Consider the following 13,476-nt stretch of genomic DNA (forward strand, 5'->3'; position numbering starts at 1 on the left):
GTAGCTTATGCGTGTAGTACATATTAATAAAAGTGACCAAAGTGGGGGGGCAGCTGTGGCGGCCTCCCGCATTACAGCAGCTCTTCGGGGTTTGGATGTGGAAGCGTCTTTGTTGGTGGGTGAAAAAAAGAGCTTGCACAGCTGGGTGGTCCCAGCAGTTACAACATCATGGGATCGGGGGCGTCTGCTCTTTAATTTCTTGCAGGAGGTCGCCGCCTTTCTTCCTCATGAAAAGAGTCGTGCTGGTCGTTTTGCTTTTTCGCTGGGACGTAAGGGGCTTGATTTGTCCAGTCACCCTCTGGTGCGGCAGGCCGACGTATTGCATTTGCACTGGTTTAACCAGGGCTATATGTCTCTGAAGGGCCTGGGGCAGCTGTTGGATTTGGGGAAACCGCTGGTATGGACCTTGCATGATATGTGGAGTTTTACCGGGGGATGTCACTATGCCGGTAATTGTGCTGGTTATCGTCTGCAGTGTGGCTCTTGCCCACTTATTCAGGATCCTGGGGTGGACGATATTTCAGCCCGTCAGTTTAAACGTAAGCAATCCATTTATGCCAAAGGGCCCATGGCCCTTGTGGGTTGTAGCCACTGGTTGGCCGGCTTGGCTTCGGAAGCTGCTTTATTGCAGGGACATACTGTTTCGTCCATTCCCAATCCCATCGAAACCTCGGTGTTTCGGCCCCTGCCGCGGGATGTTGCCCGGGAGCGACTGGGGCTGGATAAAGCGCGAAAGATTTTGCTCTTCGGGGCAGCCAACGTTGCGGATCCCCGCAAAGGGATGGCTCTTTTGTGGCATGCTCTGCGTCATTTGGCGGCCAAGCGCGGCAGCGATGGCATTCAACTGGTGGTTTTTGGAAAGGCACCGGATGGCTTGGCCAAGGAATTGCCTTTTCCGGTTAAGGTACTCAACTATGTATCCAATACCGAAACGCTGGTTGATTTGTACAATGCAGCCGACGCTTTTGTGTTGCCTTCTCTGGAGGATAATCTCCCCAACACTGTGATGGAAGCTCTGGCCTGTGGTACGCCTGTGGCGGCTTTCCGGATTGGCGGAGTTCCTGAAATGGTGGCACATGGCATTTGCGGTTACTTGGCGCCAGCCGGAGACGCCGGAGGCTTGGCAGAAGGGATAGATTTTTTGCTTTATAAGAGTAAGGCGGAAACCCTTCGACTCAATGCCCGTGAAAAGGTGGTCCAAAATTTCAGTCCCCGCATTGTGGCCGGGCAGTACTTAAAGCTTTACGAACGCTTACTGGAGGGAAGGGCCTATGTCAGAAACAGCTAAATTGCCTAAGGTTAGCATTATTACGGTGACTTATAATGCTGAGGCAACCTTGGAGCGGACGCTGAAAAGTGTGGCTGGGCTGGAGTATGGTCCCCTGGAGTATTTGATTATTGATGGAGGCAGTAATGACGGAACCTTGGCGCTTATTCAGGACTATGAAAAGGTGGTGGACCACTGGATCAGCGAACCGGATGAGGGTTTGTACGACGCGATGAACAAAGGGATGGCCTTGGCCAAGGGGGATTATCTTTGGTTTCTGAATGCTGGTGACGAAGTCGCCGCGCCAGATGTGCTTCAGCGCGTTTTTGCGCTGGATGCGGGTGCCGATATGTATTATGGCGATACGCTCATCGTGGATGCGGGTGGTCAGGTGGTCGGGCCACGACGTCTCCAACCGCCAGAGTATTTGTGTTGGCGTGACTTTCAAAGAGGGATGCTGGTGAGTCATCAAGCCTTGATTGTGGCCCGTCATCTGGCCGGTCCTTATGATTTGCGCTATCGGTTTTCGGCCGATTACGATTGGGTGCTTCGCCTCCTTAGGAGGTCAAAGCATATTGTAAATACTCGTTTGGTATTGGCCCGTTTTTTGGATGGAGGCCTCACCAAACAGAACATTATACCTGGTTTGTGGGAGCGATTTACAATAATGAACAAAAATTATGGTTATTTTACTACCCTTTTTAATCATATTGGTATAACTTGCAAGTTCTTAGTTTTTTGGATTAAGAATCGTCGCTTTTAGCGAATGTACCCTAAGCACTTGCTGATTTTGCGACAGCCCCAAAACAATTCCGGAACTGAACCCCTTTGGGCCTTTTAACGTAGGGGCCTTTGGTGTAATATACCCTTAACCAATTAGTTCTGTTATGCTTAACGTATATCAAAATGAGGTTTTCGAAACTCGGAAAGCCTTTCGTCGCGTGGTTCACCACGACCGACTGTTGCAGGAATGCAACAAAAATCTTAAGAAGGAACTTGCTCAGGTTCGCAAGGCCGCTACCTCTCTACGCAGAGCTTCCATCGATACGGAGGCGCTTCATCCCGGTCGCCTTTGGACGCTCATGTATGAAGATCTCGGCAAACTCGCTTTGAAGCGACGCTTAAATAGGCAAAAGGTTTTGTTTGTGCAATTGAATTGGATGGCTGGGAATGCTGTTCTGGAGGAAAGTACCCGTTACATGGAGCGCATTAAAGGTGGTTCACGTTATCGCCGGCGCAGCATACAAAATCGGGAGGAGAAGGTGAAGAAACTCATGGAGCAGGAGACTGTTGCTTTGGGTGAACAAGCGCAAATCAGACTGATGCACTTTACCAGTAAAATGGGCGATTGCAAAGGTCAGTTGTTGACTCTGGCTGAGGCCATCGCTCTTGGTGTAGAGGCTAAAAGCAAATTGCACGAGCTTTCGTTGGCTCTTAAGGGCTTACGTTTTTGGGGCAACGGGGATCAGGAACTGCCCGAGCCGCATGATGTGGAAGCCAATATGGCCTTTGAGCACATTTTTCAATTGGTAGTGCCGACGCATATCCTTCTTTGCGGTTTTCGTAATGAGGCTTTTGACTTTATTAACACTCGTGACTTTGAGTTGCATATGGAGGCGTTAAAGGATTTTAAAGACAGTTTTTTTAACGCTTTGCTCAGCGACTGGGTAGAGCAGCGTAAGGTGCGTATGTGTAGTTTTGGGGTACAGAAGAATATTGAGGCCCTGGACTTGTTGTTGCAGGGCTTGCGCACCAAGAAAAAACGTACCGAGGAAGAGTTGGAAATTTTGCATGAAGAAAGTCGCGCCATAATGGCGGCCTGTTAAGTATTTGAATTGTAGTAAAATAAAGGGTATTGCTTAATCGATAGCAACACCCTTTGTTTTTTCTGCCAGGGGATGGATTTTAAGCATTCAATTCCTTGCGCCGCCACCAGGCGTAGGCCAGCAAACTCAAGAGAAGGACCGAAGACAGGGCCGCAAGGACCTTGCCCCAACGGTAGGAGCGGGGTTCAAAGCGCAATTCTACTGTACTGCTGCCTTCGGGCACGAAGGTTGCTCGCAGTAGGTAGTTGACCCGGAGCAAAGGAACTTCCTCGTCGTTCACGTAAGCTTTCCAACCTTTACCGTAGTACACTTCGCTGAAAACGGCCAACTGACGCCCGTCTGTGTTCACCTCGTAGGTCAGTCGCTCCGGATGATAGCTGATCAGTTGAATACTTCCTTCTCCCGCCCCCAGGGTGGTTTCGCTCAAAAGATCTGCAAACTCCGTACTCACTATGGCGGTGGTACCTAAATCCATTTGTTGCAAAGCTTCTATTTCTTCTTTTGCCGAATTTACTACGTGGATGTCGTTCACCAGCCATGCAGGGCCCTGAGCTTTGGGATTCAGGAGGGGCGCTTTATCGGGGTGATAAATGACGTAGCGCGTGTTGAGCATGTTCAGCACCGGAAAGTTGCCCATGGCCTCCTGTAAAAGAGCGATGGAATCGTTGCCTGAAGTTATACTTCGCAGCAACTGCCAGTCGCTCTGCAGGTAATGGTCGATAAGGTCCTGGTAGCGTTGCAGCTTGGCCCCGTGGTAACCACCAATAGATTTGTGGAAGTAGCTGGTATGCACCTCGTTGAACACATTGCGGTGTACCGAAAAAACACGGAAATTGGGGTCGGGGTCGGCCAGCACATCCAGGTCGGCCTGGGTGGGACGGAAAGTCTGCCGGGCCTGTGATTTAGGAATAAAATTGTCTTCGCCCACAAAGCGCCGATCCACCGCCCAAAGATCAACCAACACCAACACCAACAAGCCGGGAATAAGGTATTTGCGGCTGATGGTGGAGCGGACATACAACCAAATGGAGGCGCTGCCCAAAACGATGAAGACCAGGGAGCGGAAGGCATCCGTTTTCAAAAGGAGCATCCTGGCGTAGTGCAGCTCTTCCATAATCAGTTCAAAGAAGATCGCCTGTTCGGGTTGGGCCTTCATTTGTCCCTGCAATGCAGCCAACTCTTGCTCGTTAAAGAAGCTCAGGAGGTTCGGGAAGAGATAGAAGAGCAAGGCTACACCAGCTGTAAGCCCCAAGGACCACATAAACCCGCCACTCTTCTCGCGAATTAACTGCGGATTTTCAATCACGCTGCGTAAGCCCAGCATGCCCAAAAGGGGTATGCTGACTGTGGCGATGACCAGGGCCATTTCTACCGTTCGGAACTTGTTGTAAAGCGGGAAGTAGTCGAACATCAGCATGTTGAACCACTCCAGATTGTGGCCCCAGGCCAGAACGATAGAAAGGATGGTGCCTGCCAGCAACCACCATTTTTCGCGTCCCTGGTAGTAGAAGAGTGCCAGCACAAAAAAGAAGCAGATCAATGCCCCAACGTAAACCGGTCCACTGGTAAAGGGCTTGCTGCCCCAGTACTGAGATTGTTGAACGATTTCATTGGCCAGCTGGTTGATGAATTGCCCCTGCTGCTGTCCGTAATTAATGCCGCGAGCCCTTAAAAACTGGTCGATACGTTGCGGAAGTCCCTCCGTGACCTGCTCGTTCAGGCCAATGGGTTCCGAAGCTCCGCCATTAAAATTGGGTATGAGCAGAGTCAAAGTCTCTGTCTTGCCGTACGACCAGGCAAAAGCATAGTCGGGGTCCAGGCCCCGCTGCGTTTTTCCTGCTTCTTCATCCTCCAGGAGCGCCTGTCCCCGAATACTCTCCTTCCCATACTCGTAGGTGGTCCACAGGTTGGTCAGGTTGGGCAATACCGCCAGAATTGCGGCAACAGCGAGCATACCGGTACGCTGCGCAAAGTCGTTCAGGGTTCCGCCTTTCCAGGCCCTTATCAAACGGTCTGCCACCAGTACCAGCACCAGCAGGGCCAGGTAGTAAGTGATCTGAACGTGGTTGTAGGCGATTTCTGCCCCCAGGGCCACTGCGGTAAACAGGGCCCCCAGCCACTTGTTTTTATTGTAGGTATATAAAATGCCGCCCAACACCGGTGCCATTAAGGCAATGGCATAGGCCTTGGTAATGTGGCCGGCAATAATAATAATGATGTTGTACGAACCCAGGGCAAAAGCCACGCCGCCCAGTGCGCTCAGCCAGTGACTGAAGCCCATGCTGCGCAGGAGGATGTAGAAACCCAGGAGGTACATAAATACGATGGCCATGGTGTGGTAGGGCAGTCCCAGCCGGGAATAACGATTGAGGTACGAAAAGACATTGGCCGTAGCGTCTCCCTTAATCTGGTAGGCCGGCATGCCTCCAAACATCGAGTTGGTCCACATGGCCTTTTCACCGGTTTCGGCCTCCAGTTCTACCAACTCCTGGGCCATACCAATGGCATGGTTTTGGTCCATTTGCGGCAAGACCTTGCCTTCCAGTACCGGGTAAAAGTACACCACCGTTACCCCTATAAAAAATACGAGGGCTGCCAGGTCGGGCAGCAGCTGTTTCCATTTATTCATCTTCGCAATGTTTAGCAAGTAAGCACTAAAGCCTCAAAAATAGTAAAATATGCAGGGAAATGCCCCATGTTTTGGACGGGCTTTGTTTCGATAATGAGGAGAAGATGGGCTTTTATTGTATTTTTTGTTAAAAAGAGGCGCGGGAAAGTAACCCTGCGTTCTTGTTTTAGTATAAAGTTGAACCCAAAGTACTGTTGGTGCGGTGGACTCCCTTCCCTTTTTCCCCTTTAGGTTGTAACTTAAGGATGTTTTTGCTTGTTTAATTTAATAGAGATAGCGATGAAGAAACTGTTACTTACGATGGCTGCAGGTTTGATCCTGGGTCTGACTTTTGCTCCCGAAGCGGCAGCACAGTTGAGTGATGAAGAGTACAACTACGTGACTATGGACCTGCGCGGAATTCTGAATCTGACCATGACCACCAATCCACAGGTGGATTTCGTGTTCAAGAACATTCAGGAGTACCAACAGGGCATTACCCGTTTCAATGCCACTCAGTTGGAAGTGGATGCCACTTTGGCTTGGGACTTGTTTGTCTATGCCAGTACCGACAACTGGACGCAGGTAGAGGCTTATTCGACCAATGGCAACAACGTGTTGCCTGCTGAGATTTTGGAGATGCGCTCTTCGGTGACCAGCACGGCGCTGGTTAACCTGAACGACTTCAGCTCCTTGTTGGGACTTACCAACTCGGCTGTTGCCGCAGGGGTGCCCACTGCAGCTACCCAATTCCTGGCTGGGGAGTTCGGAACTGCTGCCGGTCAATCTTTTGATCCGGGAACTGCTGCTGCAAATCCCGATACCCATCAGTTTCGTCTCGACATGCGTTTGGTGCCCGGGATTCCCGCCACCTTTGCCAGCTCGGGTGTAGATTTAAGTCTTCTTGGCAACAACAGCACTTTTGCTCAGGCGGGTTACTATTATTTAGAAGTAGTTTACTCCTTGGTGGAGGACTTGTAGACAGGATTACAAAATCATGAAAAGGAAACAGGGCGCTCGTCCTGTTTCCTTTTTTTTAAGTAATTTGTAGGCCAATCGTCAATCCCCAGGTATGAACCCAAGTCGGCTTTGTTTTGTATTTGTATTCTTGTTGTATGGGACAACATTTGTTAGCGCTCAAAACGTAAGTTTTGAGGCAGTGAGCAGTCCCGACACCCACTTTGATTTTCGTACTGTAGCTCAGTATCAAAACGGTATTGTTCAGTATAATGCCCTGCAGTTGAGTGTGCAAAGCGATGCCCGCTGGGATTTTTTTGTGGGTACGGAGACCGATGTGCCCGGGTTATGGAACCAGACAGTAAGTTATGGCAGTCATGGAGATCTGCCAACTGTTGAATTGCTTCAGCTTCGGGTGCGCTCTGGGGCAGGAACGCCCCAAGAGAGCGGTTTTTTCGCCCTACGTGATATAAGTACTCCGGTCTATCTGATTGGTTCTGAAGCAAGCGATGTTGAAATTACTTGCGGAAGTGGTGTCACAAATGCACCGGGGTCGTACCTCACGGAGCCCACCTGCTACACCTTTAATGTGGATATGCGCCTGCAGCCAGGTTTTGGTTGGCAGCCAGGCGCCTATGCCCTGACGATTCATTTTGTACTGGTGCCCGATTTATAACGAGGGGCACGAACTATGCTTATGCCTATGTTGCAAAGGGTTTTACGAATGTTGTTATTGAGCCTGCTGTTGTCAGGTGCTGGGGTCTTGCACGGTCAAGGCAGCATCTCGGTGCATTTTCGTGAAAACCCTACGCGTCTGCAAAACGAAGTGTTTAGTACCAACCTTTTGGTGTTGCGTAACCCGGGTGGTCAGTCGCGCCAGTTTGAGGTGCTGCTTTTGCCTCCTGGCGGTTGGCGTTTGTGGGGACCTGCGCAAAGAACCGTGGAGGTAGCTCCAGGCGATTCTGCGTTTGTCCCCGTGCGGCTGACCGCAGCAGGGAGTGGCAGCGGGACTTTCACGCTACAGGCGGTAGTGCGATTTCAGGGCATGCAGGTGGGCAGTGCCGAATGGACTTTTTCGCAGGAACTTCCCGGAGCATGGACCGCTCGTCTTTTGCGGCGCGATAATTATTTCACCTGGCCCTCCGATACCACCAGCGTTGGCCTTTACTTAAACAACAGCGGAGCAAGGAGCGAACGGCTGCTCATTTTAGCTGGAGGCGGAGCCAACTTGCTGGGCGGACCAGAAGGCGATGCGTCCCGGTGGACGCAACAGGTGTTATTGGCTGCCGGCAGGGACACCATTGTTCAAATGCCCCTGCGACTGGCCCTCCAAAGTTCAGATCTTTATTCCGGTAATGCCCCTTACCAGGCTGAGCGTTACCGTTTACAGTTGCAGGTGAGTTCTGAAGCGGGCGAAGGGCAAGCCGGGAAGGTCTGGAACGGCGGCACCGAGCTGTTGCGACCCCGCAACAGCGCGAATATTCGTAATTCGCGCTATCTGGCACTTCCCCTTACCGTTGATTTGCAGACCTACAACCTGGTTTCCTCCTTCAGTCACGCCACTTTGAGTTTGTATGGCAGCAGCGACTTCCCCTGGCAGCAAGGGCGTTTCAGTTATTATTATCAGAGCAGTTTTGTACAGGAGCAGATCGATTGGGTCTCCTTTATAGGCAACTACCATTATCTGGGTTATTTCAATCGGATTTTTTCGGTTGAAGCAGGAAATCTTTCTATGAATCGGGCAGGAGCAAGTGTGTCGGGAAAGGGCTTGCGCGGCAGTTATTTACTGGGCAACAACCGGCTGACCGCCACCTATGTTTGGCAACCCGATTTGCGGCAGCAGCGCAGTGGACAAGGCGCCTCCCTGCAGCATCAGTACAAAGGTGCTGAATCCCTGGAGACCGAGGTCTACCTGCAGTGGTCCGATCACTTGCTTAGGCAGACCGAGCAGCTGCTGGCTACTGCCGATCTGCGTTACAGACTGGCACCCGGTCACCAACTTCGTTTGGGTGGTGGCTACAGCAACGAACAGCATGTGGGCAGGCCCGACTCAGTGGTTCAAGTGCCGGGTTATTTGGCTAAGGCCGGCTATCAGGGCAGTTATGGCGCCTTTCGGGTGGGATTGAATGGACTGTACGGCACGCCGGGCTATCTGGCACACAACGGCCTTTTGTCTCTCTCGGGCACACTCAGTTACCGATTGGATGTCGGGCGCAGTCTTTCCTTGCAGACCTCCCATTACGACTATACGCCCGAACGTTATGTGCAGGGGGTTTTGCTCAACGACAGTCTTTTTCACCTGCGACAACGTGCCGCCCTGCTGTTTCAGCTGAGTCGGTCCAACGATGGCTTTGGTGCCGGTCCCTCCTGGTACCGAACAAACAGTCAGCGTCTCGAAGCCATGCAATACGGCGTCGACCTTAACTACAGCAGTCGATTGGGTTCAACCGGGGTTTTTGCTCAGGGTTTTGCCGGTGTGCTGCAATTTCCGCAGGAAGTGCTTGATGAAGAACTCTTTGTTTCGCAATGGCGGGCAACCCTGCGTCATGGCGATTGGAATGCCTCCCTTCGCTATTACTACGGACCTTATACCACCCTGGACCAGATGGAGTACCTGCAAAGTGACTTTTTTCCGCAAAAAATCTATTTCAATGTGGGCAACGATTGGTGGATGTTGAACCGTCGCTTGCAATTAAACACCGATTTTCAATACTTCTACGCCACCTATCAGAAGCGGCAGCAGTTGAATCTGCGCCCCGAACTGTTTTACCGAACTCCAGGAGGGTTTGAATTCTCGATTTACGGTCGTTACATGGTCTACGGGAATGGGAGTTACCAACGCGAATTGGTTCGTAACGGCCGTTTGTTGCGGGTGGAGCAGCCCGCCGTGTCCTATGCCCAAACCGAATTCGGGGCCGGTTTGCGCTTCGATTTGAATGTGCCTTTGTCGCGACCACGTAACTTCGATGCAGAGTTTGTCGTATTTCGCGATGTGAACGGCAATGGGGTGCAAGATCCTAATGAGGCAGGTTTGCCAAACGTACTGGTTCGCTTGCAAACCGAAACGCCCATGAGCGACCCGCTGGGCAACGATTTTATGGGTGCTGCGGAAGAGCATTTGTTGATAAGTGATGAAGCGGGCCGGGTGGCCTTTCGCAACCTGCCCAAGGGCGGTTATGCCATCGAGACTATGGCCCTGAGTGGGGGTGAAGAAACCAAGCGCTTTTATCGCGAGGTGCAAAACAACCGTACGCTTTATTTGCCCTACAGCGAAGGTGCTCGTGTCAGCGGCAGCCTGTTGGTAGAGCGGGACCGTTATGGGGGTCAGCGCGATGTTTTTGTCGACAACATCCGTGTTACTGCAAGTAATGTGGCCGATGGCAACAGTTACAGTACACTGACCGACCGCGAAGGGCGTTACGTCATATATTTGCCTGTGGGAGAATATACTGTAGAGATTAATCCGGCCGCCATTGATGCGCGTTTCGATTTGGAGGAAAACAACATCAAGGTTGAGGTCAGGGGAACGGGCGCCTTCAGTGTGCATTTTAGAATGATTGAACGGCGACGCACCATTCGGATGGCCCCGGGCAACGGTGGGGGAAATGAAGACACAAATGAAGAATAACACAAGATATTTAAAAAGAATTGAGCTTATGAAGAGGATGACAGCTATGAACAAAGTCGGGATGGTACTGGCACTGTTCAGTATGGGCACGGGCCTTTGGGCCCAGAGTGCTTCTATTTCGCCTTCCCGTTTTTATTTTAAGCAGGCAGCCGGGGAAAATGGGGTGCAATTATTAAGGGTAACAAATAATGGCAGTCGCCCGGAGACCTTTCAGGTGACTTTCGCCAATTTTGCCTCGGAGGGCAATCAGGGAAAAACGGAGTTGGTGGGCGCCGATTATCCAAATGGCTGTGCCGCCTGGCTGAGTGCCTCTCCGGCATTTTTTGAAGTCGCCCCGGGAGAAACCCGCGATGTTGAAATTCGCATGCAGGTCCCCGCAGCCCCCGCTGGCGAAACGGTCCGCTGGGCGGTGGGACAAGTCCGCCTGGCCAGTGAGCGCAATGCCCTCAACGAGCAGGGCAACGATGTTACCGGCATGCAAATCATCCAGACCTTCCAGTTTTTATTTCATGTGTTTCAAACTCCACCGGCACTTGCCGATGCCAAAGAGGCTTCAGTTCTGAGTTTTTCTCAGGTCAGTGCTCCGGGTGAGCGTCCGGTAACCTTAATGATGGAGGTAGAAAACACCGGCCGCGCCATTGCCGATTGTGTGCCCTATTTGGATGTGTTGCATCAGGGCAGCGGGGAAACCCGGCGTGAATTGGGGAAACCATTTTCGGTTCTCCCCGGCGGTCGTCGTCAGGTTCGGCTTCATCTGCCCGAGGATCTGGCGCCCGGGGCCTACAATATTCTTGGGGTCATTGATTACGGCAGTCGCAACGATCTGGCTGGCGCCGAGCTCAACATTAGCATAGATTGATTCACTTTTCACAAGCACTTATTTTTTATTATGGAGAAACATCTCCACATCGTCAGCTTTTCCATTCCCTGGCCGCCCGATTACGGGGGAGCTATGGATGTATTTTATAAGATTAAGGCCTTGGCGCAGATGGGGATTAAAATACATTTGCATTGTTTTCAGTACGATCGGGAGCCGGCACCAGAGTTGGAGGAATTTTGTACGGAGGTACACTATTATTCCCGACAGCTGGGATTTGCCCGGCAGTTTTCGCGTTTGCCCTACATTGTGAAAACCAGAATAAATGAGGAGTTGAAGCAGCGTCTTCTGAAAGATGAACATCCGATTTTGCTGGAGGGGATCCATACCACCGGTCTTCTTTTGGATGGCGCATTTGCCCAACGAAAGGTGTATCTAAGGATGCATAATGTTGAGAATCATTATTATCGGTCGCTCGCCAAAAGCGCGTCGCAGTTGGCCAGGGCCAGTTATTATTGGTTGGAAAGTCAACGATTGAAGGCCTATGAGGAGCGACCGCTTCCTTGTGCCTGCGTTTTTCCCATCGCTTCTCCCGATGCCCGTTACTTTGAAAGTTTTTATCCCAAGTGGAAACTGGTAAGTGCCTTTCATGGCGAGCAGGAAGTACTGAGTCAAAGCGGGCGCGGAAACCATTTCTTGTATCATGGAGATTTGTCCGTAGCAGAGAACGAGAAAGCCGTATTCTTTTTGTTGGGTATGACTAAGGAAGCGGGTGTTGACCTGGTCGTTGCAGGCAAAAAGCCTTCGCCTCGTTTGCGTAAGGCCATGGTTCGTTATTCCAAGGCCAGTTTGATGGCCGATCCTTCCAGGCCCCAAATGCAGGAGCAAATTCGTGTGGCAGCAGGAATATTGTTGCCGGCCTGGCAGACAACCGGTTTGCGTTTGAAATTGCTGGTCTCCCTTTTCAGAGGGCGGCATTGTATTGTTTCACCAGAAATGGTCGCCGATACCGGATTAGAAGATCTTTGTTATGTTGCCCGGGATCGATCGGAGTGGGTAGCCTTGCTTCAAAAGTTGGTTGAGAAAGATTTTACTGATGAGGAGATAGACAAAAGGAGCCATGTTCTGGCCCCTTTTTCAGATACGTATCAGGCAAGGCTGATTGCAGAAGAAGTGTTTGGCTCCTAAATGACCTTCAGTTCGCGACCCACCTTAACAAAGGCTTCCAATGCCTGGTCGAGTTGTGCTCTGGTGTGGCCTGCCGAGAGCTGAATGCGTATGCGGGCCTGTCCACGAGGTACTACCGGAAAGTAGAAGCCGGTGACGTAGATGCCTTCTTCAAGCAGGCGGGCGGCAAAGCGTTGCGACAGGGGTGCGTCGTAGAGCATCAGGGCTACGATGGCCGACTGGCTGGGTTTGAGGTCAAACCCAGCCGCTTGGAGTCGGGTTTTAAAGTAGTCGGCATTTCCCATCAGGCGATCGCGCAAGGCGGTGCTTTCTTCCAGCATTTGAAAGACTTCCAGCGAGGCGCCCACAATCGAGGGGGCCAGCGAATTGCTGAACAGGTAGGGACGCGAACGCTGGCGCAGCAGTTCGATGATTTCTTTTTTGCCGGTGGTGTAGCCCCCCAGTGCGCCGCCCAGGGCCTTGCCCAGGGTGCCGGTGAGCAAGTCCACCCGCTCCATTACATCGTGGTATTCGTGGGTGCCGCGACCGGTTTTTCCGATGAAGCCGGAGGCGTGGCTGTCGTCGACCATCACCAGGGCCTCGTATTGATCGGCCAAATCGCAAATGGCCTTCAGAGGCGCAATGTCTCCGTCCATCGAAAACACCCCGTCGGTCACCACAATCCGAAAACGCTGTGCCTGAGCTGCTTTCAGCTGGACTTCCAGGTCGGCCATGTCGGCGTGCTTATAGCGGTAACGGGCCGCCTTGCACAGGCGTACTCCGTCGATGATGCTGGCGTGGTTCAACTCGTCGGATATGATGGCGTCTTCTTCACCAAAAAGGGGCTCAAATACGCCTCCGTTGGCGTCGAAGCAGGCTGCGTACAGAATGCTGTCTTCGGTGCCAAAAAAGCGGGCTATGGTACCCTCCAGCTCCTTGTGGAGGTCCTGGGTGCCACAGATGAAACGTACCGACGACATGCCGTAGCCCCGTTCCTGCAGGGTTCGGGCAGCCGCTTCAAGTACCCGCGGGTGGTTCGAAAGGCCCAGGTAATTGTTGGCACAAAAATTAAGCACTTCCTGGCCGGTGCTTACCCGGATGGCTGCCTGTTGGGGACCGGTGATGATGCGTTCTTCCTTGTAAAGGCCGGATGCCTTTATTTCGTCGAGTTGCTCCTGCAAATGCGTTTTAAATGTGCCGTACATA

At 51.8% G+C, this 13,476-nt stretch carries 10 protein-coding genes; 8 read left to right on the forward strand and 2 right to left on the reverse strand.

Features of this window, described 5'->3' with window-relative positions; translation table 11 throughout:
• The first annotated feature begins 7 nt into the window (after positions 1-7).
• The 3 genes from B4W65_RS03180 to B4W65_RS03190 all read left to right on the forward strand — a co-directional run bounded on the left by B4W65_RS03180 (position 8) and on the right by B4W65_RS03190 (position 3,093).
• The gene (locus tag B4W65_RS03180) at positions 8-1,288 is read left to right on the forward strand and encodes a glycosyltransferase family 4 protein (RefSeq protein WP_088653673.1); all 1,281 of its coding nucleotides are present in this window, start codon (positions 8-10) and stop codon (positions 1,286-1,288) included.
• 1 nt (position 1,289) lies between these two features.
• A complete protein-coding gene (locus B4W65_RS03185; protein ID WP_240509467.1) occupies positions 1,290-2,030 on the forward strand; it encodes a glycosyltransferase family 2 protein in 741 nt (246 codons plus the stop codon).
• Positions 2,031-2,154: 124 nt separating this feature from the next.
• Positions 2,155-3,093, forward strand: coding sequence for a hypothetical protein (locus B4W65_RS03190; RefSeq protein WP_088653675.1), 939 nt, complete (start codon positions 2,155-2,157; stop codon positions 3,091-3,093).
• Between the two features lie 79 nt (positions 3,094-3,172).
• Here the strand turns inward: B4W65_RS03190 and B4W65_RS03195 are convergent, their stop codons facing one another.
• Positions 3,173-5,722: a YfhO family protein gene (locus B4W65_RS03195; protein WP_088653676.1), complete on the reverse strand. Its 2,550-nt coding sequence runs from the start codon at positions 5,720-5,722 to the stop codon at positions 3,173-3,175.
• 279 nt (positions 5,723-6,001) lie between these two features.
• Here B4W65_RS03195 and B4W65_RS03200 point away from each other — a divergent pair, with 279 nt between their 5' ends.
• From B4W65_RS03200 to B4W65_RS03220, 5 genes are all read left to right on the forward strand, one after another.
• Positions 6,002-6,682 (forward strand): hypothetical protein, encoded by a 681-nt coding sequence (locus tag B4W65_RS03200; RefSeq protein ID WP_146697693.1) that lies wholly within the window; start codon positions 6,002-6,004, stop codon positions 6,680-6,682.
• 91 nt (positions 6,683-6,773) lie between these two features.
• The gene (locus tag B4W65_RS03205) at positions 6,774-7,334 is read left to right on the forward strand and encodes a hypothetical protein (RefSeq protein WP_146697694.1); all 561 of its coding nucleotides are present in this window, start codon (positions 6,774-6,776) and stop codon (positions 7,332-7,334) included.
• Positions 7,335-7,382: 48 nt separating this feature from the next.
• Positions 7,383-10,286, forward strand: a complete 2,904-nt coding sequence (locus B4W65_RS03210; RefSeq protein ID WP_088653679.1) for an SdrD B-like domain-containing protein — start codon at positions 7,383-7,385, stop codon at positions 10,284-10,286.
• Positions 10,287-10,314: 28 nt separating this feature from the next.
• On the forward strand, positions 10,315-11,145 hold the full coding sequence (locus B4W65_RS03215; protein ID WP_146697696.1) for a fimbrial biogenesis chaperone: 831 nt from the start codon (positions 10,315-10,317) through the stop codon (positions 11,143-11,145).
• Between the two features lie 30 nt (positions 11,146-11,175).
• Positions 11,176-12,291, forward strand: coding sequence for a mannosyltransferase (locus B4W65_RS03220; RefSeq protein ID WP_088653681.1), 1,116 nt, complete (start codon positions 11,176-11,178; stop codon positions 12,289-12,291).
• On the opposite strand, the gene kbl is transcribed toward B4W65_RS03220, so the two are convergent.
• A complete protein-coding gene (gene kbl, locus B4W65_RS03225; RefSeq protein ID WP_088653682.1) occupies positions 12,288-13,475 on the reverse strand; it encodes a glycine C-acetyltransferase in 1,188 nt (395 codons plus the stop codon). The two genes, B4W65_RS03220 and kbl, sit on opposite strands and share 4 nt — an antisense overlap.
• Position 13,476 lies beyond the last annotated feature (1 nt).

Origin of the sequence: Geofilum rhodophaeum, from assembly GCF_002210225.1 — a bacterium.
Classification (GTDB): Bacteria; Bacteroidota; Bacteroidia; order Bacteroidales; family Marinilabiliaceae; genus Geofilum; species Geofilum rhodophaeum.

Excerpts from the sequence above, each read along its gene's own strand:
- B4W65_RS03180 (WP_088653673.1), top strand. The coding sequence starts at position 8 with ATGCGTGTAGTACATATTAATAAAAGTGACCAAAGTGGGGGGGCAGCT.
- B4W65_RS03190 (WP_088653675.1), top strand. The coding sequence starts at position 2,155 with ATGCTTAACGTATATCAAAATGAGGTTTTCGAAACTCGGAAAGCCTTT.
- B4W65_RS03195 (WP_088653676.1), bottom strand. The coding sequence starts at position 5,722 with ATGAATAAATGGAAACAGCTGCTGCCCGACCTGGCAGCCCTCGTATTT.
- B4W65_RS03200 (WP_146697693.1), top strand. The coding sequence starts at position 6,002 with ATGAAGAAACTGTTACTTACGATGGCTGCAGGTTTGATCCTGGGTCTG.
- B4W65_RS03205 (WP_146697694.1), top strand. The coding sequence starts at position 6,774 with ATGAACCCAAGTCGGCTTTGTTTTGTATTTGTATTCTTGTTGTATGGG.
- B4W65_RS03210 (WP_088653679.1), top strand. The coding sequence starts at position 7,383 with ATGTTGTTATTGAGCCTGCTGTTGTCAGGTGCTGGGGTCTTGCACGGT.
- B4W65_RS03215 (WP_146697696.1), top strand. The coding sequence starts at position 10,315 with ATGAAGAGGATGACAGCTATGAACAAAGTCGGGATGGTACTGGCACTG.
- B4W65_RS03220 (WP_088653681.1), top strand. The coding sequence starts at position 11,176 with ATGGAGAAACATCTCCACATCGTCAGCTTTTCCATTCCCTGGCCGCCC.
- kbl (WP_088653682.1), bottom strand. The coding sequence starts at position 13,475 with ATGTACGGCACATTTAAAACGCATTTGCAGGAGCAACTCGACGAAATA.